Source organism: Herbiconiux sp. FW305-C-125 (genome assembly GCF_058783455.1).
Genome location: NZ_JBYSYO010000001.1, coordinates 774,785 through 797,841 on the forward strand (window position 1 = coordinate 774,785; position 23,057 = coordinate 797,841).

The 23,057-nt window shown below is 66.5% G+C and carries 30 protein-coding genes; all 30 read right to left on the reverse strand.

What is annotated here, in order from left to right; genetic code table 11:
- Nucleotides 1–9: 9 nt before the first annotated feature.
- Complete coding sequence (locus AC3WLB_RS03915; RefSeq protein ID WP_492503454.1) at nucleotides 10–2,766, reverse strand: hypothetical protein; 2,757 nt, start codon at nucleotides 2,764–2,766, stop codon at nucleotides 10–12.
- A gap of 66 nt (nucleotides 2,767–2,832) precedes the next feature.
- Nucleotides 2,833–3,255, reverse strand: coding sequence for a hypothetical protein (locus tag AC3WLB_RS03920; RefSeq protein WP_492503456.1), 423 nt, complete (start codon nucleotides 3,253–3,255; stop codon nucleotides 2,833–2,835).
- Nucleotides 3,252–3,707 (reverse strand): hypothetical protein, encoded by a 456-nt coding sequence (locus AC3WLB_RS03925; protein WP_492503458.1) that lies wholly within the window; start codon nucleotides 3,705–3,707, stop codon nucleotides 3,252–3,254. The genes AC3WLB_RS03920 and AC3WLB_RS03925 overlap by 4 nt, the downstream gene beginning before the upstream one ends.
- Nucleotides 3,695–4,129, reverse strand: coding sequence for a hypothetical protein (locus AC3WLB_RS03930; RefSeq protein WP_492503460.1), 435 nt, complete (start codon nucleotides 4,127–4,129; stop codon nucleotides 3,695–3,697). Before AC3WLB_RS03930 ends, AC3WLB_RS03925 begins: the two co-directional genes overlap by 13 nt.
- A gap of 31 nt (nucleotides 4,130–4,160) precedes the next feature.
- Nucleotides 4,161–4,994, reverse strand: a complete 834-nt coding sequence (locus AC3WLB_RS03935) for a M15 family metallopeptidase (RefSeq protein ID WP_492503462.1) — start codon at nucleotides 4,992–4,994, stop codon at nucleotides 4,161–4,163.
- Nucleotides 4,991–5,251 (reverse strand): hypothetical protein, encoded by a 261-nt coding sequence (locus AC3WLB_RS03940; RefSeq protein WP_492503464.1) that lies wholly within the window; start codon nucleotides 5,249–5,251, stop codon nucleotides 4,991–4,993. The genes AC3WLB_RS03935 and AC3WLB_RS03940 overlap by 4 nt, the downstream gene beginning before the upstream one ends.
- Before the next feature lie 61 nt (nucleotides 5,252–5,312).
- Nucleotides 5,313–5,900 (reverse strand): hypothetical protein, encoded by a 588-nt coding sequence (locus AC3WLB_RS03945; RefSeq protein ID WP_492503466.1) that lies wholly within the window; start codon nucleotides 5,898–5,900, stop codon nucleotides 5,313–5,315.
- 1 nt (nucleotide 5,901) lies between these two features.
- Nucleotides 5,902–6,795, reverse strand: coding sequence for a hypothetical protein (locus AC3WLB_RS03950; RefSeq protein ID WP_492503468.1), 894 nt, complete (start codon nucleotides 6,793–6,795; stop codon nucleotides 5,902–5,904).
- Nucleotides 6,792–7,904: a hypothetical protein gene (locus AC3WLB_RS03955; protein WP_492503470.1), complete on the reverse strand. Its 1,113-nt coding sequence runs from the start codon at nucleotides 7,902–7,904 to the stop codon at nucleotides 6,792–6,794. Before AC3WLB_RS03955 ends, AC3WLB_RS03950 begins: the two co-directional genes overlap by 4 nt.
- 4 nt (nucleotides 7,905–7,908) lie before the next feature.
- Complete coding sequence (locus AC3WLB_RS03960) at nucleotides 7,909–8,742, reverse strand: hypothetical protein (RefSeq protein WP_492503472.1); 834 nt, start codon at nucleotides 8,740–8,742, stop codon at nucleotides 7,909–7,911.
- Complete coding sequence (locus AC3WLB_RS03965) at nucleotides 8,735–11,344, reverse strand: phage tail protein (protein ID WP_492503474.1); 2,610 nt, start codon at nucleotides 11,342–11,344, stop codon at nucleotides 8,735–8,737. Before AC3WLB_RS03965 ends, AC3WLB_RS03960 begins: the two co-directional genes overlap by 8 nt.
- 18 nt (nucleotides 11,345–11,362) lie before the next feature.
- Nucleotides 11,363–11,617, reverse strand: a complete 255-nt coding sequence (locus AC3WLB_RS03970; protein WP_492503476.1) for a hypothetical protein — start codon at nucleotides 11,615–11,617, stop codon at nucleotides 11,363–11,365.
- A 125-nt stretch (nucleotides 11,618–11,742) separates the two neighbouring features.
- Nucleotides 11,743–12,129: a hypothetical protein gene (locus AC3WLB_RS03975; protein ID WP_492503478.1), complete on the reverse strand. Its 387-nt coding sequence runs from the start codon at nucleotides 12,127–12,129 to the stop codon at nucleotides 11,743–11,745.
- Between the two features lie 79 nt (nucleotides 12,130–12,208).
- Nucleotides 12,209–12,760 carry a phage tail tube protein gene (locus tag AC3WLB_RS03980; protein WP_492503480.1) on the reverse strand — a complete coding sequence of 184 codons (552 nt, stop codon included), beginning with the start codon at nucleotides 12,758–12,760 and terminating at the stop codon, nucleotides 12,209–12,211.
- Between the two features lie 57 nt (nucleotides 12,761–12,817).
- Entirely contained in the window at nucleotides 12,818–13,237 is a 420-nt protein-coding gene (locus tag AC3WLB_RS03985) for a hypothetical protein (protein ID WP_492503482.1), read from the reverse strand.
- Nucleotides 13,237–13,590, reverse strand: coding sequence for a DUF5403 family protein (locus AC3WLB_RS03990; RefSeq protein WP_492503484.1), 354 nt, complete (start codon nucleotides 13,588–13,590; stop codon nucleotides 13,237–13,239). Before AC3WLB_RS03990 ends, AC3WLB_RS03985 begins: the two co-directional genes overlap by 1 nt.
- The gene (locus AC3WLB_RS03995; RefSeq protein ID WP_492503486.1) at nucleotides 13,574–13,918 is read right to left on the reverse strand and encodes a hypothetical protein; all 345 of its coding nucleotides are present in this window, start codon (nucleotides 13,916–13,918) and stop codon (nucleotides 13,574–13,576) included. The genes AC3WLB_RS03990 and AC3WLB_RS03995 overlap by 17 nt, the downstream gene beginning before the upstream one ends.
- Nucleotides 13,902–14,318, reverse strand: coding sequence for a Gp19/Gp15/Gp42 family protein (locus AC3WLB_RS04000; RefSeq protein WP_492503488.1), 417 nt, complete (start codon nucleotides 14,316–14,318; stop codon nucleotides 13,902–13,904). The genes AC3WLB_RS03995 and AC3WLB_RS04000 overlap by 17 nt, the downstream gene beginning before the upstream one ends.
- Nucleotides 14,319–14,334: 16 nt before the next feature.
- Nucleotides 14,335–14,721, reverse strand: a complete 387-nt coding sequence (locus AC3WLB_RS04005; RefSeq protein WP_492503490.1) for a hypothetical protein — start codon at nucleotides 14,719–14,721, stop codon at nucleotides 14,335–14,337.
- Between the two features lie 12 nt (nucleotides 14,722–14,733).
- On the reverse strand, nucleotides 14,734–15,768 hold the full coding sequence (locus AC3WLB_RS04010) for a major capsid protein (RefSeq protein WP_492503492.1): 1,035 nt from the start codon (nucleotides 15,766–15,768) through the stop codon (nucleotides 14,734–14,736).
- 12 nt (nucleotides 15,769–15,780) lie between these two features.
- Nucleotides 15,781–16,209: a hypothetical protein gene (locus tag AC3WLB_RS04015; RefSeq protein WP_492503494.1), complete on the reverse strand. Its 429-nt coding sequence runs from the start codon at nucleotides 16,207–16,209 to the stop codon at nucleotides 15,781–15,783.
- Between the two features lie 28 nt (nucleotides 16,210–16,237).
- Nucleotides 16,238–16,891: a hypothetical protein gene (locus AC3WLB_RS04020; protein WP_492503496.1), complete on the reverse strand. Its 654-nt coding sequence runs from the start codon at nucleotides 16,889–16,891 to the stop codon at nucleotides 16,238–16,240.
- A gap of 64 nt (nucleotides 16,892–16,955) precedes the next feature.
- The gene (locus AC3WLB_RS04025; protein ID WP_492503498.1) at nucleotides 16,956–17,993 is read right to left on the reverse strand and encodes a hypothetical protein; all 1,038 of its coding nucleotides are present in this window, start codon (nucleotides 17,991–17,993) and stop codon (nucleotides 16,956–16,958) included.
- A 3-nt stretch (nucleotides 17,994–17,996) separates the two neighbouring features.
- Nucleotides 17,997–19,391: a hypothetical protein gene (locus AC3WLB_RS04030; RefSeq protein WP_492503500.1), complete on the reverse strand. Its 1,395-nt coding sequence runs from the start codon at nucleotides 19,389–19,391 to the stop codon at nucleotides 17,997–17,999.
- A 10-nt stretch (nucleotides 19,392–19,401) separates the two neighbouring features.
- A complete protein-coding gene (locus tag AC3WLB_RS04035) occupies nucleotides 19,402–21,111 on the reverse strand; it encodes a terminase large subunit domain-containing protein (protein WP_492503502.1) in 1,710 nt (569 codons plus the stop codon).
- Nucleotides 21,111–21,638: a phage terminase small subunit gene (locus AC3WLB_RS04040; protein WP_492503504.1), complete on the reverse strand. Its 528-nt coding sequence runs from the start codon at nucleotides 21,636–21,638 to the stop codon at nucleotides 21,111–21,113. The genes AC3WLB_RS04035 and AC3WLB_RS04040 overlap by 1 nt, the downstream gene beginning before the upstream one ends.
- Before the next feature lie 211 nt (nucleotides 21,639–21,849).
- Nucleotides 21,850–22,125 carry a hypothetical protein gene (locus AC3WLB_RS04045; RefSeq protein WP_492503506.1) on the reverse strand — a complete coding sequence of 92 codons (276 nt, stop codon included), beginning with the start codon at nucleotides 22,123–22,125 and terminating at the stop codon, nucleotides 21,850–21,852.
- The gene (locus tag AC3WLB_RS04050; RefSeq protein ID WP_492503508.1) at nucleotides 22,122–22,415 is read right to left on the reverse strand and encodes a hypothetical protein; all 294 of its coding nucleotides are present in this window, start codon (nucleotides 22,413–22,415) and stop codon (nucleotides 22,122–22,124) included. The genes AC3WLB_RS04045 and AC3WLB_RS04050 overlap by 4 nt, the downstream gene beginning before the upstream one ends.
- On the reverse strand, nucleotides 22,415–22,666 hold the full coding sequence (locus AC3WLB_RS04055; RefSeq protein ID WP_492503510.1) for a hypothetical protein: 252 nt from the start codon (nucleotides 22,664–22,666) through the stop codon (nucleotides 22,415–22,417). Before AC3WLB_RS04055 ends, AC3WLB_RS04050 begins: the two co-directional genes overlap by 1 nt.
- 16 nt (nucleotides 22,667–22,682) lie before the next feature.
- Nucleotides 22,683–23,057 carry an HNH endonuclease gene (locus tag AC3WLB_RS04060; RefSeq protein WP_492503512.1) on the reverse strand — a complete coding sequence of 125 codons (375 nt, stop codon included), beginning with the start codon at nucleotides 23,055–23,057 and terminating at the stop codon, nucleotides 22,683–22,685.

A 23,057-nucleotide genomic window follows, 5' to 3' on the forward strand; every position in this document is an offset into this window, starting at 1 on the left:
TCGGGTGTTCTACGCTGCGATGTTCCAGGTCTCGAGATCATCCCACTTCATCGGAGATCCACCGCCACTGACGTTCGCGCCGGCCTGAAGGAAGCCGCGACGAGTAGCCGCGTTCAGGTCGGTGTCAGTGCCCGTGACGGGCGGTTGATCGTTGATGGTGACGGTGTAGCTGCTGCCAGCAAACTGCACCATCACCTGATCTCCGACCGTGCAGGGAGCAATCGCGCCGGTCCCGACCCCGGACATTGAGATGACCGAGTAGGAACCAGCAACGCACTTCCTGAGCCTCCACCCGTTAGTGGATGACATGTCGAGGACGACGTAGTTGGAAGCATCCACGTACCTGACCAGCACGCCGGAGGTGGAGATATCCGCGACCAGCGGTGGTGCTTTCGCGTACACCGCCCGAACAGTTCCGGTCGCGGAACCCGCGTCCACGGTGAGCGCTTTGCGAGCACTGTTGGCGTAGTTCATGTTTGGGCGGATCGAGTTCGACAGAATCGACCAGGTACCCGAATCGTGGTCCGTGTACGTCAGAGCATTCAGCCCGTCCGTCGTTGGCGTGGCAGTACCAGCCAGAGTTCGGTCCGACCGGTTGAAGTGATCACCCGCGTACGGAGTCGGAATGAATCGCTGCGCAGCCGACACGGCGTATGTACCAACAACGCTCGACACGATCCCCGCGACTCGGAACTGGAGCTTCGCGAACGAAGGCAGCCCCGTGATCGTCTGGCTCGGCGTGGTGGAGGCGCTGCGCGTCACCGTGTGCCACGTTCCGACGTTCACGTCCTGCCACTCGACCCGGTAGTCGTCTGGGACCTCGAGCGGAGCTGTCCACGTCAACGCCACCGTACCGGCCACCGTCGGGTTGTAGGTTGCGATGATCGAGGAGGGCGTGTTCAGACCCAGACCAGTGTTACCCGACAGTCGCGGGTTGGAGAGCGTCTGCGTGACCTGATGGGTTTCCGAGAAGAAGTTGACTCGTGCCAGAAGCCCGTTGAGTGTGTACGCGCCGACGAACTGCAGCCCGTAGGCGTTGCCGCGGGTCGTGCAGTTGTCGACCATCAAGTCGGCGGGCAGCGCCACCGCGCCACGGATCGCAGCTCCGGCATTTTCGAGGATCTTCAGGCTCGTGAACCCGAAGATCGCCCCCAATGCCCACCCAGCGGGGTCCGTATTGGTGAAGCGGACGCCGGGTCCATTGTTGCGAGCAACGGTGATGTTGTCCCAGCTGTACCCTCCCGCGATGGCCGTAGCGATCAGGATGCCCGCACCAGAGTTGTCGGCAGGCCCGTTCTCGGTGATCTGCCCACCGGACACGCGCCCGTTGATGCCACCACCCGGCGAAGCGTGGGTGGCGTCGAGCGCGAAACCGGCCTTCAGGTTACGAGACAGGTCGCACCCCGTGACGACGAGACCATCCGAACCCGCGTCGAGAAGACCGTACCAATTGCCATAGGCTTTCAGCCCGGTCACCACCTGTCCCTTGGTCTGTGCGTGCGTCACCCCAGCGCGAGTGAGAACAGCCTCAGAGAACCATCCAGCGTTGTAGTTGCCGATCGCGACGCAGTTGGTGAAGGTGACGTTCTCGACCTCATACAGCCCGGTGCCGAGACCATAGCCGGCACCCGACCCGATGTGCTCGTCGTTGGCAGGGTCGTTGGGGTCGGGGTTATCGGGGTCGGCGTAGTGCCCGCGGCCACAGTTCTCGGCGATGCAGTCGATGAACTGGCCGTCCTGGATGTAGTCGACGCCGAAGCCGGTCGCGAGAGTGTTCCGAATCCGGACCCGCTCCGCCCGGAAGTGTCCGACCGACTGGATGAAGATCCCCTTACGACGCGAGTCATAGCTGGTCTGCGTCTGCCGGGCCCCATCGATCGTGAAGTCAGCGATTGAGATTGCACCGAACAGGACATGGTCCGGGTCGAGGGTCGCGGAGGTGGTGCCGTTGATGCACGCCTCGTCGCCCTCGACGAACAGGAATGTCTCGTCGAGCCCCGCGCCTTTGAAGCCGATCTGCATCCCGATCGTCTCGTCCAACACGAGACCGGTCGCGATGCGGTAGTCGCCTGCTGGAATGTTCAGAATGAAAGGTCGCTTCGTGGTGAGCGCCGCAAACTCGTCCTGCAGGGCGTCGACAGCGCGCTGGAAGATCGGCGACATGTCGGCCGTGTCGGTCGGGTCGAGCATCTCACCGTCAAGCACCCACTCGGAAAGGTGGCGCACGAAGTTCGTGGGCGCGTACGTCTGGTCGAGCTTTCCGCGGGTCAGCGACGTCCTCGTGCCAACGTAGGCCGCCACTGCGGTGTCGTTCTCGACCGCGTTCACGCCGGGAAGCCCATCCGCGCCTGCGGGTCCGATTGGGCCTTCCGGCCCGGCGGGACCTTGCGCGACCCAGTACTCGGGCGAATCGACAGGAGTGACATCCATGAGGTCGCCGTACTTCACGGTCGACACGTCACCGGGGATCTGCAGCACGCGCGTCCGCTGCACCATCTTGGTGCCCGATGCCGCAGTGTCGCCGGATGGCTGCAGCCGCTCGAAGACTCGCACCGCCTGACCCACCGGCGGAACGATCTGTGTCCACGGGGACGTGCCATCAGAGAGTAGAGGGACGCCTTCCGCGACCTGCACGACGTACTGGGTGCGCGACACGTATTCGCCGTCCTCCGTCGCGTACTGCGTGGTGCCCTCAACGACGAAAAGTCCTGTCGCGGGGCGGCCCACGGAGTCGAGCACGGGACCGGTGATGGTGACAGACGCCATGAGTTCCTCCGGGCATGAGAAAGGCCGCCCACGCGGCGGCCAGGACGGTGTGAGAGGGCGGCGTTGCTATGCGGCGAGGGCGTAGGTGTCGCGCTTGAAGTAGCCCAGGATCGCACCCAGCAGGGTCACGCCTGCGGTGATCAGCGGCGAATACTGCGACAGGTCCACACCGACAGCGGATGCGACGGCGAGGATGCCGGTGGCGCTGATGCCGGTGAGGGCGAAGACGAGCACCTTCGACGCGAACTCCTTCGGGCGCAGGCTCAGGAGGTTGTCGCGCTGGATGTACGCGGCCACGGTGGAGACGATGCCGACGAGGATCGCGGCGAGCTCCGGCGGGAGGGTCACGTCGTACCCGAACAGGCCGGTGATGTACTGCACCGCCCAGATGAGGCCGGAGGCGGTGAGGCCGGTCGCGAGGAACGCGATCAGCTTGGGGGCGAACTGCGTCCACAGACGCTGGATCGGGGTGGGTGCGGCGTGAGTCATGACTCCTCCTTCGTGGGATCGTGGTCGCCGGGCTTCGGCATGGACGGCAGCGTGTTCCAGAGGTCGTCGTCATCGACCACCGCGCGGGCGCGTTCGATGGCCTTCTCCTCATCCGGGAAGATGCGCGGAGCCACGCCGTTGTGGACCTGCCGGTCGACCACGTCCGAGAGTGCCCGGAAGCCTTCGCTGATGATGCGGATGATGCTTCGGTCGGTCTCCCGGCTGGTGACCATGGCATCGATGCGCCGGTTCATCTCGGTCATCTCGGTGCGCTGCAGCCGGTTCTCCGCCCACAGGTCCTGAATCGCGACAGGGCCGCGGACCTTCCGCACGATCACGAGACCAAGCGCGCCGAGCAGCGCAGCGATGACGGTCGCTGCGGGGTACACCCAGCCGGGGATGTCGCTGTCGGTGGCTACGGCGACGGCGGCCGCGAGGATCACCCCCACCATCCGCCGCCCCCAGCCCTCACAATCGACGACAGCCGACGCCACGGAAACACCGCCAGGATGATCGGCAGCAGGGCGATCGGCAGCACCCTGGTGTCACCGAGCGTCGCCGCGCGGATGATCAGAGCGAGCGAATACCCTGCGAGCAGCCCTAAGAGCAGCAGCGTCGCAACGAGCTCGAGGCCGAACCGCTTCGTGCGGAGTGACCGCACCACCCCAACGAAAGCGATGGTGGCGCACACGGCGACGAGCACCGGCCATGCGAGCGCCCACGCCTCGCCTGCGACGAGGTCGAGGGTGGTGACACCGACCGCGGCGTTGCCGATGCCGTAGAGCGCGATCAGCACGTACTTGACCAGCAGCGACGGGTACGGCGAACCCTCGGGCGGCTCCTCTGTCGGGAGGATGCGTTTGAACCGACGCATGAACACCCCTCTTAGGGTCGAGGTGGGCAGGTCACCAGTCGATCTTCGTGTCCGGCCGGAACACCTGGCCGGCGGGTGCGGTCTTGATCTTCGCGACAGGAATGTGAGTGATGCCGTTGTTCCAGAAGACCCGTTCGATGTTGAACTCGTCGGCCTGGATCGCGAGCTCGTCGAGCTGCCCGGCCTGGACGTACCCGTTGTCGCGCTCGACGCCGTTGGCGTGGTGCTTGATGAGGTTCGGTGCGACCTGGTAGGTCCTGTTCCAGGCCGGGACCCAGTACACGACCGACCCACCACGGCCCGTGGCAGCGAGGATGCGCTCCTCGGAGTCGGTGATGGCCTTCTTGATTTCGTCGAGCGCGCCCATGATTTCGATGTCCTCCAGAGACGTGATGTTGTAGACGCCGTTCGCGTCCGCCGTGATGGTCTTGAGCCCGAACCGGTAGTTGAAGTGCCAGGCCTCGCCCGAGGGCTCGCCGACGAGGTACCAGTCCCACCCGTAGGCGGGGCCGTTCTCCACGAGCCAGTCGTGACGTTCTGTGCCGGCGGAACCGCCGTACACCCACGAGTTGATGTCGATCGCGGTGAACTCGCCGTGTGACGATTCCCCTGGCTGGGATGCCGGGTAGAAGCCAGGGAGGCGCCGCGACCACCCGTCGAACAGGAACTCCTGGCGGGCGAGCGAACGGCCGGCTTCGGAGATGGTGAGGGGGATGCCGAAGACGGCCTCGAACGCTGCGGCGAACGCCCAAAACTGGCGGGCGGCCTCCCAATGCAGCAGCATTCCCTGCCCGTTGACGTCCAGACACTGCCCGTCGGGTGGGGTGCCGTTCTGGAAGTTCGGCGCCCAGGAGATGGCGCTCACGACACCACCTCGGCATCCCACCGCAGTTTTGCGGTCACCTCGCCCGCCTCCGAACCGGTCGCGCGGTCGAAGAGCACCCCCCGGACGGTTGCGTCGTTCCAGGAGGTGACGAGGAAGGCGTAGGCGCCCGGGCTCGCAGGGTCTTCGATGATCGCGGTGTGCAGCTGGTCGGGCTTCTCGCCGACCTCGTGGTCGAACTCTGTGTAGCCGGCCTGGTTCGTCGTGATCTCAACGACGCCAGTGCGGATCTGGGACATCAGGTCTCCCTAGAACGACGAAGGCCCACCGAGTGGCGAGCCAGGAAGGGTGCCGGGCGGGTTAGGAGTGCTCGTAGCTGAGGTTCGCGTAGAACGCCGGATGCGGCCCTGGGGTACCCGAGAGAGTCACCACCCCTGCGGTGGTCATCGTGACCGACCCGAATACGGGAACGACGCCGCCACCGCTGAACACACCGGCAGCGACAAGGGTGGTCGTGGGACGGAAGCCCGTAGGCATCGTGCCCGGCACGTCAGCGTCGGTGAACGGTGTGACCTTCGACAGGGCCAGCATTGCGGTGACGATCCCATTCGCTCGGGCGATCCGCATGTTTCCGGCGTTGCCGTACCCGGAGTTGTAGTTCAGGCCCGCCGTCGTCGACCGGGGGCGGGAAACGAACACCCACCCGGTGCCGGTGTACAGGTACCCGTCGCGTGTGCCGTCCGACTCCTGCCAGAAGAGGCCCTCCCACGGGGCGGTGAGGTCCGGCCAGTCGGGATGCGTGAACGAGGTGCGCTGCGTGCTCGTACCCACGATGTAGTTGCCGGTGAATGCTGCGTAGTCCGCGACCTTCGTGAGGTCACCCGAGAACGTCGCCGCGGAGAGAGACGCGGTGCGTGGTTGGGACTTGGGGCCGGGCGTGGTGGACATCTCAACTCCAACTGATCCGCAACCGCCCTGACAGGCCGTCGCTGCTGACACCTCTGTACTTGTGGTAGCCGCCGGTCGCGGTTCCGATACCGCCCGGGGCGCCTTTCAGCGCCTCACCGAACGAGGTAGGAAGGTCCGCCCACCCGTCCGCGTCGAGCGCGACTGCCGAGCTCACATCGACGTTCCCGCCCGGTTTCGTCGGAGACGAGTGCACACCGAATGTCGGCGCTCCCCCGGATGCGAAGTAGCGGGGAAGGTAGATCTGGATGCGCGTGATCGTCGCAGCGTCAGGGATCGTGTCGGACACGGCGGAGCCGTAGAACCATGCGCCGGTGTTCGTGTCGGAGCACCACACGTCGTCGGTCCACCACCCGTTCCCGGATCTCCACGAACCCGAATCGATCGCTGGGAACTCGAGGTCCGTCACCGGGGTCACCGGGTTGCCCGGGCTGACAGGTGCTGATGCGGCCGCGGATGTGAAGCGGCCCTCGACGATCCCTCCGAGGGGCCAGTTGATGGCGACGTTGTCCCCGATGGCTGGCTCCTCGTAGGTGTCGTAGGCGCGGAGGTGACTGCGCAGGACTCCGTCTGAGGTGCGGGCGTCGATGAACAAGGCGCCGGAGCCGTCGATCCCGAACGCTTCCACGGTCGCGTCGGGCGGTTTCGGCTTCGCGGGGCCAAGGAGAAGCATCTGGTTCCCGATCCGCCAGATCCGCACCGGGTCACCCGGGAGGGGCAGGTAGAAGCCAAGGTTCGGGATCGTGACCCGCTCGGAGTTGCCTGTGTCGACGACGCAGAAGCCTGTCGCTTCGTCGTTGCCGAGGTAGGTGCCCGCGAGTAGTTCGTTGGCGGCGATGTCCGAGAAGCCCTTCGCGGCCTCGTTTCCGGCGCTCACAGCAGCTTCGCCTCTACCTTCATCGGCCCTGTCGTCGAGAGGGAGATCTTCTGGATGCGGGCCACGGTCGCGCTGTCATCCACGGAAGCCTCCAACCGCACCACGTCACCCACCTCGAGGCGAGGGTCGGGGAGCATCTCGATCGACGCGATGGTCGTCTTCTGCTGCGACACGATCGGCAACCGAGCGTCGGCGTACGCCTGCGCCTGGTCGACGGTCTTGATGTACTCCGACGACACGTAGTAGGGGATGCGCCCCCAGGCCCCTTGCGAGGCGAGCCCGTACCGCAGCCGGCCTTCTTTGATCCGTGCCTCAGCGAGAGCGGTGACCATGTCGCCATCCGTGATGCGCACCACGACCTGGTTGTAGACCTCGTCGGCGTCCCACTCGGAGACGGTGTGCGACACGATCTGACCTTCCGGCCCGTCGCGCAGCGTCGCGACCACCCCACCCGGCGTGAACGGCCGCAGCGTGAGAGTGTTGTCGGCGCGCAGATACGGCGACCCACCCAACACGTCCCCGAGATCGAACACGGCGTCGAGGCGGCTCTCCTGGTACGTCACCGACATCGGGACGCTCACATCGGGCATGTTCCGCAGAATTGGCCAACCCGTGAGACGCGCGAGCTCACTCCACGCCGTCGCTGCGGTCGGTGGTTGGCCCGGGGTCACGAACCGTTCCCGGGCCGTGATCGAGAACGCGTCGGCGACATCCACTGTGATCGTCTCGCCCGGGTAGAACACACGCCCCGTCATCACCATCCGTTGCCGGCGCACGTCGCGGGGCTTCTGCACGACCAGTCGTCCCAGACGCACCGACCGGTTGAAGTCGCCCAGGGTGATCTCGTACTTCAGGTCCAGCCACGCGCCGAAGGGCGCCAGCCAGTCCGTGAGCTTCTCGGGCGCGATCGAGCGTCCCCAGTCGTCCTGGTACACGAGCTGCACTGTTCCTGAGCACAGCACTTGCCGTGAGCCGTCCCACACCAGGGCGATGCTGGAGCACTCGATTCCCTCGGCGACTCGGTCGAGGCCGACGAACAGGTCGGCGGTGATCCGGCGTGTGGCCGAGTCTGTGAGGATGTCAGCGAAGAGACGGTCGGTGGCTCGCACGCGGTCACCCCTTCACTGAGTAGTCCCTCGCCGCCTGCTGATACGACGTGTACGCCGCTTCGAACTCGGCGTACGTGGCGTAGAAGTCCTCGAAGTCCTGGTAGGTCAGGAGCGCTCGGACGATCGCCGGAGCCGGAGGCGCAACCTCGTCGCCCACGAGCGGCCAGTCCGACGACGGGTCGATGCGCTGCTTCCGGTTGTACGGGCGCTGGGTTGGAGTCGACACGCTCGCGAACAGCACCCCAGGGAGTGGAATCACCCCTGACGGTCGGATGCAGACGACGCCGGACACGATCTGGTCGTACCCGCCGAAGAGAGCATCGAACCGGGCGGACTCGCGCGGGGTCAAGGTGATGCAATCCAACGGGATCTTCGTGAGCCCCTGCCTGACCCCGCCGATCATCACGCCCACCGATCGGTTCCTGACGCGCAGGAGCTCCGATTCGACTTCACGCGTCAACTCGGACGCCGCGTTCGGTGCCATCATCACCCGAACTGCGGACTCAGGGTCCAACGGGTTGTGCCACCACGCCGTGCCCCGCGTGAGCGCCGGCAGACGAACCGTCGTCGGGTCCGAGAACCCGACAGGGTTGCCTGCGACATCGAAGTACTGCGCCCGGTACGTCATCTCTCGATCAAACGGTGCCTCGTAGTCGCGGCGAGAGAGCTCGGAGTTGACGTCGAGATCGACCATGCCGCGCACCTTGAAGGTTCGTCCTTCGCTGGTGCGCGACACGGTCACCGTTGACGCCACGACCGGCGGCGGACCAAATACGAGCAGGTCCACGTACGGAGACGGGGCGCCCGACGGGAACGCGACGGCCTCGATGCTAGCCATAGCGGTTCACTCCACCCTTCATCTGACGCACCGACTCGCTGTCGTAGTTCGCGACAGTGTCAGACGCGATTACCCGGGTCAGGGCGAGTATCGAACCGTCCTGATCCACCAGGGTCATCTGGGATGGCAGAGCCACGATTGCCGCGCCGTTCGCGGACGTGGAAGTGGTCGCCGCTCCCGACCCGCCCACGTACGCACTGGCCGCGAGCTCGTTGGCTGCTGCCTGCACGTTGCTGGTGGTCGACCGCATGCCCGATGCCAGGGCGAGACCGATCGCCTGGCCCGAGTACAGCGACCAGCCGCGTCCCGAGAACGGACCCACCCTCGCGGGCGAGAACGGGAGGAAGTCACGGACGGCACCCATGACGCCGGCGATAGCGTTCGTTGCGGTGCTCACTGCACTGCGGATGCCGCGAGCGAGACCCTCGACGATGGATTGTCCGGCACCGACGAGCCAGGAGCCCGCGCCGTCGAAGACGTTGCGGATTCCGTTGCCGAGGTCGATGCCGACCTGGATGGCTTGGTCTTTTCCGGACTCGAAGATGTTGACGATTCCGCCGATGAATCCGGACCAGATCTGACCGATGGAGCTCGCCATTCCGCTCGAGATGTCGGTGATCTTCTGAGCGAAGTTCGACCAGTCGCCGGTGATCAGCGCGGTGAAGCCTGTCCAGATCGTCTGCGCAATTCCGAACGCGACCACGAGGACTGTCGAGATCACCGCGGCGAGCAATTGCACGCCCTCAGCTATCACGGGCAGGAACTGCAGCAGCGGGGTCAGCGCGTCGAGCATCTGGATGATCGCGGGCGTCAAGGCGACGAACGCGGGCATCAGGGTTTCGAGCAGCTGCACGGCGATCGGAGCGACCTGGACCAGCAGCTGCGAGAAGAACTCGATGAGCGCGGGCAGGAGCGGCGCGAGCTGGATGATCGCGTCAACGAGCTGTGGCAGCACGTCGAGCGCGATCGACATCAGCGCCGGGGCGAGCGCATCGATCGACTGGATCAACGCGTCACCGAGCACCGGGATCAGCGGAGCGATGTTCGCGAGCAGGGCGCTGAACAGCGGCGCCGCCACCGCGAGAGCCTTACCGAGAACCGGGCCGAGGGTGGCAGCCAGGTCACCTACGACGGCGCCGAGGGTGCCTAGCGCTGCGGCGACGGCCGGCAGGCTGGGGCCGATGGCGTCCAACCCGGACTTGATGCCGGAGAAGAATGCGTCGAGCCCTTCCCGGAAGGCCGGTGTCTGGAGCGCCCCTGCGATCGATGACAGGAAGCCGCCGAGCGCCTCGCCTGCGGTCGTCAGAATCGAAGCGATCGTGGGTGCGAGGATCGCGAGCATCCGCCCGATCGGGGCGAGCGCTGCGCCGAGGGCCGAGAATCCGGCGTTGGCGCCGACCAGGATGGCGGTCAGGGCGCCCTGGAAGGCGCTGCTGTTGATCGCATCGGCGATCCTCGCGAGGACCCCTGCGAAGGTCTCCAGACCGCCGCCACCGGCCCGCCGGGCGGCCTCGTCGATGCCGGCGAGGATCGCGACCACGGACCCGAGCGAGGAGCCGAGCAGGGTCACGACGTTCAGGGCGTCCTGCACCCACTGGGCGAGCTGCCCGTTGCTGGTTACCGCGGCGATCCAGTTGTTGAACTGGATCGAGATGTCCGAGAACCAGCTGCCGATCGAGGGCAGGTACTGGGCGGCGAACTTGCCGAGGGAGGCGATGGACTGCGCGAACGCATCCGTGCCGCCGGTCGAGTTGTCGATCGCCGTGGCGAGCTGCCCCATCATGCCGGCGAGCACCCCGTCGCCGAAGGCCGCCTGGAAGGATGCGGCGACGGATGCCGCCCAGGCGCCGAGCGAGTTCGAGACGGCTGCGAGCCCGTCGGTCAGTTGCGGGAACACCCCGTTGACGAGATCGAGGATCGGCTGCCGTGCACGAGCCCAGAAGTTGTCCTGGATCGTGGCCTTCAGGGAGTCCCACACGGGCTGCAGCTCGGAGAGCTGCTCCTTGGCCGCTGAGAGCGCCACAGCAAGCGCGATGCCAGCCACCCCAGCGGCGGCCAGAAGACCCGGCACAGGGGCCGCCAGCGCCACCAGCGACGCCACCGAAGCGGCCACCGTCGCGATGCCACCGATACCCGACAGGACCAAGCTGACCAGGGACGCGACCGACGTGGCGACGAGCGCGATCTTGGGCAGGTTCCGGTCGATGTTCGCGAGACCACGCCCGATGTCGGCGAAGGTCGAACTGACCAGCCGGGCACCGGACAGGGTCGCGAGGATGGCGGCGGCACGAGCCACAGACGCCTTACTCACGTCGACCGCGATCTTCACCCGCCGGTCCCGGGCGGTCTTCGCGATCTCCGCGGATGCCTTGAGGGTCTTCGCGTCGACCTTCAGGTCAGCTGCCCGCTTCTTGATGTCGTCGCGAAGCTTGCGGACGGCGTTCTCCGCCGGGCGGGTGTCCGCCTCGACCTTGATGTTCGCCGCCATCGAACCCTCGACGCGCTTCAACATCTGCCGCACGTCTTCGCGGAACTTCGTCGCGTTCGGGAGCACCCGGATGGATACGCGACCGACTTCCTTACCCGTGTTCGTCACCGGCATGCGGTCACCTCTTTCGGGTCAGGAAGTGGAGCGCACCATCTCCCAAATCGGGAAGTCCGCGATCGTGCTCGACGCCTCCCTGCCCACTGGAAGGTCGGGTTTCGCCGCCGGCCGCGGATACTTCGGGGCGGTGACTTTCCCGCCCCAGATCTCCGCATTCGACGTCATGGCGTCGCGCACCGCATCGAAGACGTCGGCAAGGACCGCGGTCTCGTTCGACCACCCCATCCACCGGTCACCCATCACCGCGGCGCGGTAGCGGGAGCGGGGCACGCTGAAGAGGGACTCTGCGAGGTCGAGAGCCCGACGCGGTGTGATCGTGCCGCGCCAGACGTCGACGAGGTCGAGCTGGAAGAACTCTTGGAAGTCCCCGCGCAGCTCGGCCCCGTGCTGGTCGACTAGGCCGCAGAGCCCATCGATTCCCCCATGGCCGCCAGGTACCAAATCGCGAGGTTCGTGACCTGGCTGATGGAGTCCGGGCCCGACGCGAATGCGATGTAGGCCTCTTCGTTGACAGCGACGGGGATGAGCCCGCGCTGCATGGACGCGAGCGCGCGCAGCGACTTCGCATCGGTCGTGATCTCGAAGCTCTTGTCTTCGTCGTCGAGATCGATGCCGAGCCCCTCGAACGCCTCCGTGAGGAGCGCGGTGAGGTCCAGGCGATCCCACGACGGCAGAGACGTGACGGGCTTCAGGAGGTCGGCACCAGGCGGCGGGGCAGCTTCCGCGGCGAGCTGGTCGCTCTTGGAGGGAAGGTGATCCTGCGGCTTCTTCGGGGCGGTCATTGCGGACCCTTTCTGCGCGGACCAAGGAGGGTCTCCCCGCCAGGCGGGTCCGCATTCCAGCACCTGGCGGGAAGATGTGTCACGCCTCGAGGGCGGGGTGGAACCACTTCATGACGCCGTCGAGCTCGTCGGAGGAGAGCACCGAGAACGCCAGCGGGATCTCGAAGAACTTCGTCGGGTCGAAGGTGGGGGCGTCGCCGATGCCGATGGAGACGCGCGGGAAGTACACGCCCATCCGGTCGGTGCCGTCGAGGCAGAGGATGAACAGGGCCCGCTCGACCGGCGTGAGGGTCGAGGGGACGATGTACCCGTCGTCCGTGTCGATCGCTCCGTTGAACGCGAGGTCGAGCGTGAGCTTGTCCATCTGGAGGGACGCGATGGTGCCCGTGTAGGTGGTGTCCGAGTACGTGGTGCGCAGCGCGGGCGTCCACCAGGAACCGGACGTGGTCGCCTCGCCACCGTTCTTGCTCAGCGAGACGTTGTTCTCGCGCGACGTGTGGCCGGCCGCCTCCCAGCCGGTGCCGGGCGTGGCGGGCGTCATCGTCTTGTATGCGGGCGGGGCAGTGTCGACGTCAGCCAGGAAGGGAAGTCCGCGACCAGGCAGGAATACGGCATCTCCGTCGAGGGCCATGATGGTGTCTCCTTGGGTTGGCGGACCCGGCCGTTCGGCCGCTGGAGACGGGGGTGGTTACTTACTTGGTCGCAGCGTCAGCGAGAAACTGCCTGCGTATTGCGTCACCCACTTCGACTCGACCTCGACGGTCGCGACGCGGGTGAAGATCGATTGGTCCTCGATGTCATTGACCGACCCGACGTCGGGCACGATGTTCTTTCCGGCGAACGGGTCTGCCCACTCCCAGATGGAGTCGTACAGGGCGCCAGCGAGAGCCTTCGCGTCGTCGAGGTCGTCGTCGAGGATGTTGATGTCGAGGGACGCCGTCCAGCCGCTCGGTGGGGCGTGGTTGTCGATCGCCTGGCCGACCGTGATGCGGAACGTGACGAGCGGGAAGTCGTCCCAGGCGTCGGCGTCGATGTCGGGCATCACAGCCACCCCGTCGGGCACGGCCGCGTCGAGGAGCTTCTTGGCGAGGACTTCGGCGTCGATCATCAGAGCATCCCCCGCGCCTTCGTCATGATGTACTGCCCGGGCACCCACCGGAGCGTGCCTGTGGACACGCGCCGTGATCCGGCGTGGCGCTTGCGTCGAACCTTCACCGGGTAGTGCCCGTACTCGATGGAGATCGAGGCGGGGTCCGTTGCTGAGACCAGGCGGTCCTTCACCCCGTTCCGGCCGCGGACCTTCTTGATCTCGAGCGCGCGCATGTAGTTACCGGTGAGGCGGTGACGCGCGGCAACCATCTTCACGCGACCGAGCACGACCAGCGCAGCGAGATCCATCGCGGATGATTCTCCGACGATGCGTGCAGCGATGATGCCGGCGCTCTTATTGACCTGCGCCATCGCGCGCGCCCCGCTTCAGGATGATCACAAAGTGCTCTGTGCCCTGCCCCATGGTGAAGTGCTCAGGCTCGCCCACCGTCTCCCACTCGAATCCTTCGAAGTAAGCACGAGACAGGTAGTCACCCGGCCAGGTGCGCGAAGACACGCGCCGCGTGATCTCGAGCTGGAGACCTCGGTTGAGGCGCTCGGCGGAGTCGAGGGGCTGGATGTTGCAGCGGACGGTGATCCGCTCGCCGTCAGCGATGGGCTTCCGTTGCCCCAGGCTGCCGCCTGCGAGAACGAACCGCTGCAGCTCGAGCTGGTGCCGGGGGTTATCGAGGATACCCACGGTGGCGTCTCCCGAGGTCGTGGTAACCGATCGCGACAGTGCCCATGTCGGCGGTCTGCACGATACCGAACAGGGTGTCGATGTCCTTCTGGGTGAGCCACAGATCTCCCGACGACACGACCGGGCGAATGCCGTACGAGTAGCCGCCATCCGATTCGCTGGTGAGGCCGCGAGGGTTCGTGATGACCCTGAGCACGACGTCGCAGACGATGCGGTGGTAGTTCTGTTCGAGCAGCTGCCCGGATGCGAGCCGACCTTCCACTGTCGGGTAGTTCTGTTGGATGAGGGCCACCGCGTCGGCCAGCTTCGTGACCAGATACTGGGTACGCCAACGCGTGGCGAAGTCGTCGCCTTCGTACCGGTTCTCGAGCTCGTCCAGTTGGACTGCTGGCAGTGACACGGTGGCCCTCCTCTCGTTACTGCTGGGGCGGCTGCTGCGCGGCGTCGTCCGCGCGGAGACGAGCGACGATCTCTTCGCCCTTGCCCGACCCGCCGCCGTCGAGCTTGCGCCCGATGGACTCCTGCTGGAGCTCGTGGTACGCCCACGTGTCGTAGGGATGCACCTCGTCGACGTTCTCCCGCCTCGCCTCGTAGGCAGGCTCGGAAGACGCCGGAGCGGCCGGAGGAGTCTGAGGCGGCTGCTGGCCGGCGTCATCCGCCGACTCTTCAGCCTTCTCCGCGAACGCCTTCGGGTTGGTGACCAGCTCGGTCGCCCACTTGGGCACCTTGGAGCCGGCCTCCAGCCGAACCGCCTCGCCCTTCTCGTTGGTGACGTGCACGTCGGTCGCGAGTACCTTCGCCATGATCACCACCCCCTACAGGACGTCGGCGGCGAACGTGGCGTTCGCGCTCTCGAGCACGGGGAGCACGATGGCGGACCCGAGGATGTTGTGGCCCTCGGGGTCGTCGTCGTGGAAGGCGGCGGAGAACACGCCCGACTTGTCGGCGTCGCTGATGCCGTAGGTCGGGTTGATGGCTTCTGCCGGGATGCCCCAGTCGGTGCCGCCGAGCGAACCGCCAGCACCGCCGAGCTGCACGCCGCCTTCCTCCGGGAGGAAGATCAGCTTGTCAGCCGAGATGAGACGGGTCGTGGTGGAGCCCACCTTGACCTGGTCGTCGTTGATGACGACCCGACCGAGCCGGAAGGTCGAGAACACCGACATGACCTGCTCGACGCTGAGGATCGTGGAAACGTCCGTGCCGCGACCCCAGTACGCCTTGATGATCGACGTGTTCTTCTGCAGCGCCGACATGATCGACGTCGACATCATCGCCACGGCCGGCGGGAAGCCGTTCGTCGCGACGTACACCGCCTTCCAGTTGATGAGGTCGGTGAGCGCGTCGGTGCTGGTCGTCGACCACACCGCGCCCGCGGTGACCGTGTGACCTGCGGCTCGACCGAAGTCGATCGTGAACGAGAGCTTGTTCTCGTTCAGCACGATCGTTCCAGTCTCGACGGCCTGCCCCTGCGCCAGAGCGACGCGGGCAGCGATCTGGCCACCGATTCGCTCGGCGTAATCCTCGAACTTCTGACCGATGGCATCGGTCTGGCCGTAGAGGCTGAGCTGATCGAACTCGGAGACCCGCAGCTTGCGGCTGATCGGGGGGAGCTTCCCGGAGCGGGACTGTCCGCCCGGAGTCGATCCGAAGGGCGCCTCGGTGTCGAACGCGCGGTACGTCGCGGTCTCGTTCAGCGACAACGCGTTGATGTCGAAGTCGAACGAGAGTCCGAAGTTCTCTCGCGCGGGGAGCCAGCCGGAGAGCAGGTAGCTCTCGGCTGTGAGCTCTGCAGCCGCTCGGGCAGCTGCGGTGAGCTGCGAGGCGGTGCGGAATGCAGACGAGTAGACCATTCCGTGTCCCTCCTAGTTCTCGAACACGAACTGGCCACTGGTGGTGGCAGCCGCGACGTCGGACGCCCCCGCCGCTCGCTGTGCAGCGATCGGGAGAAGAGGCTGGTTGATGATGGCGTGCCGGACTGCGGCGACGGCGACCTTGGTCGACGTGGTGCCGTTGGACAGCAGCAGGGGCTCCTCGTTGACGATGAAGCTGTCGAGGGCGGACTGGCGGCCGTCGGAAGCGGTCGTGTCGTAGGGGCCGTAGAGCCCGGACGCGGTGATCTTCGCGATGCCGATACCCGACTTGAGCACCTTCGTGGTGGCGTCGTAGTGGGTGCCGCTGGTGAACTTGGAGACATCGAGGGTGCGGGTGAGCGCGTTGCTCAGCCCGTGGTCGGACGCGAGCCACGTCTTGTCCGTACCGCCCGTCGAGGTCACCACGGGGGTGAGATCCATGATGGATTCCTCTCAGTAGGTGATGGGGTTACTTCTTCTTCTGGAGCTTTTCCTTGCGCTGGGCTTTGAGCTCGGCGATGGAACCACCGCCGCCTCCTCCGCCACCGCCAGGTGTCTGCGACCGGTTCAGCGCCTCCCTGACGGGATCTGCTGGAGGGGTCGTGCCGCCGGCGGGAGCGCCGAAGGTGGCGGCGTACTTCTCGAGCGCTTCGGCGTCGATGTCGCCGTTCGCGTCCGTGAAGGTGTTGGGATCGACGTGAGCGAAGATCGTGGCGACCTCCGCGGCGTCTTTCCCGGTCAGCCCCTGGAAGCTCCCCATGACGGCTTGCTTCAGGTACCGTGCGGCGCCGATGTTCTCGCCCTCGCGGCGAGCCTCTTCGAGCGCCTTCTCTGCGTCCGTGGCGTTCTCGGCACGAAGCCGTGCCAGCTCCTCCGAGTCCGCCTTGAGCTGGTCGTAGTTGGCGCGCGAGTTCGCGGTCTGTTCGTGCTTGCGCGCATAGAACTTCCAGTACGCCTCGCGCTGCTCCGCGGTCATCTGCTCGAGCGGGGTGCCCTGCGGGAAGCCGTGGTCGACCGGCTGGTCTGCCGGGTTGCCTCCCGACGGCGGGTTCTCCGGGTCCGAGTGGAATCGGAGTCGGGGGTTGCAGGGGACGCGCTGCCCGAATGCGTTGATGCGGAACATGTGGTGTTTCCTCCGTGTCGGTGGATGGTGCCCGTGACGGGCGGGCCGGCCGGTGGCCGGTGGTCTACTCGGGCAGTGACGCGATGAAGCGGTCCAGGATCTGGACGCGTTCCTTCATCTGCTTCACTGCGCGGAACAGGCGCAGCCCGGCGTCGCCGCCGGGTGGTACACCGTCCGGGTCGGCGGCGCGCACAGCGTCGTAGGCGACCTGCGCTATCTCGAGCTGGGTCGCGAGTTGTGCCCGCTCGACGCTCTTCGCGGCTCGGGCGCTCTGCGGCGTCGGGCGGGAGTACTCGGGCCTGCCCGCTTCCTTCGCATCGCGGAAGTGCTCGCCCTGGCGGGTGAGGACCGGGCCGAGCTCGCCGTGCTCGTTGACCTTGATGCGGGTCGTGCGAAGATCTTCCGCGGCGGTGCTGCCCGCGGTGTCGTAGATCCGCTGCAAGTCGGCTTCGTTGATGCGGAGGCCTGGGTCGTCGCCCTTCACCACGCCGAGGGTGGTGCAGTTGCACGACGGCCCATGGAGCGGCATCAGTTCGTTGGTGGCATAGAGGCGTTGCGACGCGACCCAGCAGAGACCGCACGTGCCAGTCTCGGAGAGCTCCGGGTGCGGCACCCTGCGGTACCCGATGATCCGGGGCACCGCGTCGTAGAGCTTCTGGGCCTCGTCACGGTCGGCGGCCTTCACGTCCTGGGTCGCGATGGCCGTCAGTCTCTGCTCGGCAATCGTGCGCGCCTGGTCCACTGACTTGCCCTGGGAGAGGGCGTAGACGAACTGCTCGGCCGGTCGCGCGTACACGTCCAGCTCGCTGATGCCCGATCGGGGGTACAGATCCACGCGGGCGGGGAACTGAGGGTTCCGGATATCCATCTCCCGAAGCACGTTCGACAGATACGTGCGCGTGAGCAGCCGGGTCTGCACCAGTGCGGCATCCGTGAGCGTCGCAGAAGCCGCGGCGAGCCCTGCGGTGAGGTTCGGGTCGCGAGAATCCCCGAAGTCGCCCCACAACCCCAACAGCAGTCGGATGAGCTTCACCACGATCGAGCGGCGCTGCGCCGCCTGACGTTCTGTGAGGGCGCCGAGACGGTCGATATCGGCCGCCACGGGTTACACCGCCGCCGGCTGCTCGAAGGCCTCGTCCGAACGATCCTGACGTGCCTGTGCGATCTCCGCGGGCGTGAACTGGAACACCTTCTCGTCGATCATCCGCTGAGGCATACCGCCCGCCTTCGCCTGCGCGGCCGCGGACGACCGCTCAGTGATCGAGGAACGCTCTGCAGCGGCCCAAATCGTCTCGATGTCGGCCGGGTCTGCGCGGACCAGGTCGCGCTGGGCCTCGAACGACATCCCCAACGCCAGCGCGAACGCCGGGTCGGCGCGGTCCTCGTCAGCCTCGACAGCGAACACCATCGACTCGCGAGCGAGAGACGCGCCCTCAGCGGAGCCGTTCGCGGCATCCGGGGAAAGGATGTACAGGGCCGTTGAAGATGACGCCGCGAGGTGGCGGATGTCGTCCTTCGATGCCGACAGGATCGGGGTCACATCTGTGACCGATGACTCCCAGATCTCCGCGTTCCCCGTCAGCCAGAGAGCAGCGGGGCCTGCCTTGAAGATCTCGTTGTAGTCGATCGTCTCGCCAGCGCGCGGGTGGTCCGGCGGGTACACCTTCGGTAGGTCACCCTTGAGCGCACGCTGCCGGAACGCCTGCATCGCGATGATCGTGATGCGGTCGAGGATGTTCTGGTCGATGCGACGGAGGGTGTCGAGATGGCGTTCGAAGACGCCCATGCGGCCCTCGAGGTCGTACCGAACCACGTTCACCTTGTCGGTGAACCCGAGCAGCACCGGGTCGGACACCCATGCCCAGTCGCGGCCAGGGCTCCACGGCGTGCCGTCGGTCGGGAACGAGCTCGTGCGCGCCTTCCGGTATGCCTGCCGCATGTAGCCCGGTCGGAACAGGGTCAGGATGTCGACGCCGTTGATGGGGTCGTATCCGACCTGCAGCGCTGCCTCGGTGATCTGCTTCTGCGTCGCGTACTGCCGGGTGGCCGTGCTCCAACCGTTGGAGGGCACGATGAGCGGTTGAGCGAACTCGCCTGCCCCGTTGGACTCCGCGGACCCTGTGACGGTCAGGAACGCGCTTCCGTATGTCGCTGCGTCGCCGAAGAAGTCGCGGACACCGACCTTCATGTTGGAGCGCTTCCACGTCGCCCACGCCGAGGCATCCCCGTCGACGTCGCCGGGCGCCGCGGTGCGGAACCCGACCGGCTTCATTCGGTTCACGCGAGCCGACACGATGAGGTCGGCCATGTTCAGTCGGCACATCAGCGAGAATCGACGGTAGGCGTTCCGCATCGACTCGTCGGCAGCATCGGGGACGGCCGCCACACCGTCGCGGTGCTTCTTCAGCTCGCCGAGGCGGGGAAGGTCTCTCCCCCACTCCGTGGCGAGCTGCATCAGCCACCAGTCGTCGGTGCCGGGGATGCTGGTCTGTGTAAGCAACCTGACTCCCCTATCTGACCCTCTCGGGCACACTCGTAATCGCGGCGGGCAGCGGTTTCCCGTGATCCAGCCAGTCGGCGGCAGCCTCGAAAGCGGCCGTCGCGGCGATCGCGGCGTCCATCTTCTTCGGCGAGTTCTTCTTCTCCTTGCCGATGACCGTTCCCGAACGCCGCTGCCACTCCCGGGCGTTCAGGAAGTGCCGGGTCATCACCCGGTCTCCCGAGTGAGTCACCGTGCCGGTCACGATGGCCGTGTGTAGGCGCTCGAGCGCGGGCACCATGCGTGTGTCGGCTTTCGTCCACCACTCGATCGGATGCTTCGTGGACGCCTCGACGAGGAGCTGGTCCTCGTACTCCTTCGCCCAGGCATCCACGTAGTCCTGCCACAGCGGCGGGTCCGCGTAGAACCCCACCACCCGGTAGACGGTGAACGCCTGCGACACGGCAGCGTCGAAGGCGACACGGTCGACCTGGTAGTCCTCGGCTTCGGGTCCGTCAGGTGTCTCCGCGATCTTGATCGGGAACAGGTACCTGTCGTGCACACGGCACGCCACCAGGGCGGTGGCGTCGTTCGAGCGTGACCCGTCGAAGCCGAGCGTGATCACGTCACCGGGCGCGGGCGGGAGCCACAGCTCCTCACCGTTCCACCGGTACGGGCCGTCAGCCGTCTTCCTCAGCACGAGGATTGAGCGGGCCGACCACTGCTCGGGCTCCACCCACGCGTTCAACGAGCCGACGACCGCGTTCAGGAAGTACCGGCGGGTCGTCGACACCTTCCGGCGGGTGTCGTACGCCGCGGAGACGAGCGAATCGACCGAGTTCCACTCGATCGCGTCGCCGTACGCCTCCCGGAACGCCTGAGCGAGCGCCTTCTCGTCGCGGAAGTCGACGACGTCACCCCACCGGTGGTCGAACAGCAGCCTGGCACGTCTTGCGCGGCCCTCGTCGATGGCCTCAGCGAGCTCGTACGTTGACTCAGCGACCGACTCCTCGCCGGGCGCGTACATCGTCGTCGTTTCGAGGTACCAGGGCTCGGCGCTCATCTTGCGCTTCTCGAGGTTGTTGGTCACCGTCGTGTACATCTGCCGCAACACCGGCGTGACGTACAGGTGGGTCTCGTCGAAGACCGCGAAGGTCTCCTTCCCACCGTCCTTCGACGCTGCACCGGCCGTCGAGCGGACGATCTGCCCACCCCACGGGATCACGATGCGGTTCAGACCGACCTGCACTCCGAACGCTTGCAGCTGGAACAGCGGCGCGGCCGAGTCGTGCAGGTTGTAGTAGATCGTCTCGTAGACGTTCCCGGCCTGCTCCTCCTCGGTCGCCATGATCCGCACGAACGGCGACACGACTGGGCGGCCCATCGGCTCCCCAGCCGAGTACACGTACGTGCGGCCCAGGAACTCGTACCGCTCACCGCCCTTCGCGATGCCCGCGAACCGTGCCGGCCCAAACGCCTCAAGCAGAGAGAACTTCGCAGCGAGCCCCGACTTGTCGGTGCCCTTCGGCCGCGACAGGAACGCCGAGTCGTACAGGCGGCGCCCGAACGAGTCAAGCGCGTAGCAGTCGAGCACGAACTTCGCGTACTCGTCCGTCAGGTGCGTCGGCCGGCCGATGACGTCGCCAGGCCCATGGACCGTGAACGTCTCGATCCACCACACCGCGATCCGCAGCGAGACCTTCCGAGAATGGCCGGGCGCCTTGATCACCCGGCGCGGCATCAGTCGTCCTCGTCAGACAGCAGCCGCTTCTCGCGCTCCGCGTCCATCGACGACACAGTAGCGCCGCCCGGAGTCTGCACCGGGCCGTCATCCGGTCGCGACGTGCCCACCTCGAGGCCGAGACGTGCGCGGTCTTCCGGAGTGGCGCCGAACTTCTGGACCCGCAACCGCACCTCCGCGGCGAGCTCCCACCGGCCGTACTCCCACATCTGGTGGTGCATCAGCGCCGTGTCCAGCAGGAAGTCCCAGTCCGGGCCCGTCATCATCCGCAGCGCCTGCGGCGACTTCCGCCAGCTGTTCCACCACCGCACCGTCTGCGGGTGCCACGCCTGCACCTTGCCCGACTTGTCGCGAAGCGCGTTCCGGGGCAACGCTGGACCACGCGTTTTCCCATCCGCAACGAGCGCGATCTGCTTCTTATTGTCGCGATCCCTCACCCGGTTCCCAGACGGAGCGAACCCATGCCCCGCCATCAGCACAACCCCGCAAACACGCGGAACGAACGAGCAAACATGAGCAACCTCCATGGCGGATGCCAGCCACCATGACGGCGACCGAGCGCGGCTGAAGCAATCCCCCCAGAGTCGCGCGCACCGCGAGCAGCAGAACGCGAAGCGGTCAGGAGGGAGGGGTGGGGAGGGGGTGGACCCCCTGGGTGTCAGGGTGCGAGTGCGGCGGCTACGAGGACTGTCGCGGTGGGTGTTGCGAGGATGAGCCACCACTGCTTGAGGTACTCGGTCATCGTTCCCCCTTGAGCCAGGCGCCGTGCTGCCCCGGCGTCATCGCGTTCGGGTCCTTGGGGCGGGGGCTTTGATCACTCGCGTCGGGGTCGACCGCGTGTTGCCACCACAGGTCCGCCCCACCGTCGAGATAGGCGTGCTTCGCGACGCGGCGTCGGTACACGGGCGTGAGCCAGCGCCAGCCGCGGTCGAGGGTGTTGACGGGCCGCCAGGCGAAGTGCCAGTGCCACGGCGCAATGGGTGTCCCGAAGCGGGGAGCGAACCGGTCGGTCACTGTCCCGCTCCGTCCGTGTGCCATATGACGCCGACGCCTTCGGGTCGCTCCTGATTGGCGCCGGCTGGGTCGAGCTGTGCTGCGACATGGCGGAGCGCCTCGGCCATCTCGATGTGCAGCGCATCCTGGTCGACGGACAGCTGCACACCTAACACGTGGGCGCTGTGCCTGATCTGCCCTGTCGTCTTCACCTTGGTGCGGAGCGTGACGGGAACCTCGATGAGCGGGCTCTCGCTTGCCTCCGTGACGATCTGGATCGTGACGGGCACGGTGATGGTTCCGATGACCATCAGTCGTGCTCCACTTCGATGAGCGTCCCGTGGTTGACGGTGACGGCTCCGACCTTGTCGATCGTCAGCGTCACTCTGAGGGCTGTGCGCGCCGCAGCTCCGGACCAGTCGTAGAGCAGCGTGTCGATGTCGTGGTGCACGGCGGTGAGGATGCCGCGCGCTTCGGTGTTTTCGTCGAGACGTGCTCGGACGAGGAATCCGATGTCGTTGCCGCTGAGTTCGCGGGCTGGGGTTTCAGTGATCGTGGCCATGCGGGGCCTCCTGGATTCAGAACGGTGGTGGGTCTTCGTGTGGGCTCGGTACGGGTTGCCGTGTGGGAGCGGGCAGCAGACCAGGGTGGAGCGGCTTCGCCGCGGTCTTCTTCGCGGCTCTCACTCGTCCTGACGCCTTACCGCCTTCGCGGCCGGTCTTCTTGCCGTGGTGCCAGGTGCAGAGCGCTTGGAGGTTGTCGTCGTCGTCTGACCCGCCCTCGCTGTGGGGGATGATGTGGTCGACGTCGGTTGCTCGGAGTCCGCAGCGGCGCCCGGTGTCGTCTCGGATGTGGGCGCACCGCCACTGGTCGCGGTCGAGGATGCGGAGCCGTGTGGCCGGCCAGTTCGGTCCCAGTTCAGCGGCGCGGTTACTGCCATGCCAGCCGGGCAT

Excerpts from the sequence above, each read along its gene's own strand:
- AC3WLB_RS03915 (WP_492503454.1), bottom strand. The coding sequence starts at position 2,766 with ATGGCGTCTGTCACCATCACCGGTCCCGTGCTCGACTCCGTGGGCCGC.
- AC3WLB_RS03920 (WP_492503456.1), bottom strand. The coding sequence starts at position 3,255 with ATGACTCACGCCGCACCCACCCCGATCCAGCGTCTGTGGACGCAGTTC.
- AC3WLB_RS03925 (WP_492503458.1), bottom strand. The coding sequence starts at position 3,707 with ATGGTGGGGGTGATCCTCGCGGCCGCCGTCGCCGTAGCCACCGACAGC.
- AC3WLB_RS03930 (WP_492503460.1), bottom strand. The coding sequence starts at position 4,129 with ATGCGTCGGTTCAAACGCATCCTCCCGACAGAGGAGCCGCCCGAGGGT.
- AC3WLB_RS03940 (WP_492503464.1), bottom strand. The coding sequence starts at position 5,251 with ATGTCCCAGATCCGCACTGGCGTCGTTGAGATCACGACGAACCAGGCC.
- AC3WLB_RS03945 (WP_492503466.1), bottom strand. The coding sequence starts at position 5,900 with ATGTCCACCACGCCCGGCCCCAAGTCCCAACCACGCACCGCGTCTCTC.
- AC3WLB_RS03960 (WP_492503472.1), bottom strand. The coding sequence starts at position 8,742 with ATGGCTAGCATCGAGGCCGTCGCGTTCCCGTCGGGCGCCCCGTCTCCG.
- AC3WLB_RS03965 (WP_492503474.1), bottom strand. The coding sequence starts at position 11,344 with ATGCCGGTGACGAACACGGGTAAGGAAGTCGGTCGCGTATCCATCCGG.
- AC3WLB_RS03975 (WP_492503478.1), bottom strand. The coding sequence starts at position 12,129 with ATGACCGCCCCGAAGAAGCCGCAGGATCACCTTCCCTCCAAGAGCGAC.
- AC3WLB_RS03980 (WP_492503480.1), bottom strand. The coding sequence starts at position 12,760 with ATGGCCCTCGACGGAGATGCCGTATTCCTGCCTGGTCGCGGACTTCCC.
- AC3WLB_RS03985 (WP_492503482.1), bottom strand. The coding sequence starts at position 13,237 with ATGATCGACGCCGAAGTCCTCGCCAAGAAGCTCCTCGACGCGGCCGTG.
- AC3WLB_RS03990 (WP_492503484.1), bottom strand. The coding sequence starts at position 13,590 with ATGGCGCAGGTCAATAAGAGCGCCGGCATCATCGCTGCACGCATCGTC.
- AC3WLB_RS04005 (WP_492503490.1), bottom strand. The coding sequence starts at position 14,721 with ATGGCGAAGGTACTCGCGACCGACGTGCACGTCACCAACGAGAAGGGC.
- AC3WLB_RS04010 (WP_492503492.1), bottom strand. The coding sequence starts at position 15,768 with ATGGTCTACTCGTCTGCATTCCGCACCGCCTCGCAGCTCACCGCAGCT.
- AC3WLB_RS04015 (WP_492503494.1), bottom strand. The coding sequence starts at position 16,209 with ATGGATCTCACCCCCGTGGTGACCTCGACGGGCGGTACGGACAAGACG.
- AC3WLB_RS04020 (WP_492503496.1), bottom strand. The coding sequence starts at position 16,891 with ATGTTCCGCATCAACGCATTCGGGCAGCGCGTCCCCTGCAACCCCCGA.
- AC3WLB_RS04035 (WP_492503502.1), bottom strand. The coding sequence starts at position 21,111 with ATGCCGCGCCGGGTGATCAAGGCGCCCGGCCATTCTCGGAAGGTCTCG.
- AC3WLB_RS04040 (WP_492503504.1), bottom strand. The coding sequence starts at position 21,638 with ATGGAGGTTGCTCATGTTTGCTCGTTCGTTCCGCGTGTTTGCGGGGTT.
- AC3WLB_RS04050 (WP_492503508.1), bottom strand. The coding sequence starts at position 22,415 with ATGGTCATCGGAACCATCACCGTGCCCGTCACGATCCAGATCGTCACG.
- AC3WLB_RS04055 (WP_492503510.1), bottom strand. The coding sequence starts at position 22,666 with ATGGCCACGATCACTGAAACCCCAGCCCGCGAACTCAGCGGCAACGAC.
- AC3WLB_RS04060 (WP_492503512.1), bottom strand. The coding sequence starts at position 23,057 with ATGCCCGGCTGGCATGGCAGTAACCGCGCCGCTGAACTGGGACCGAAC.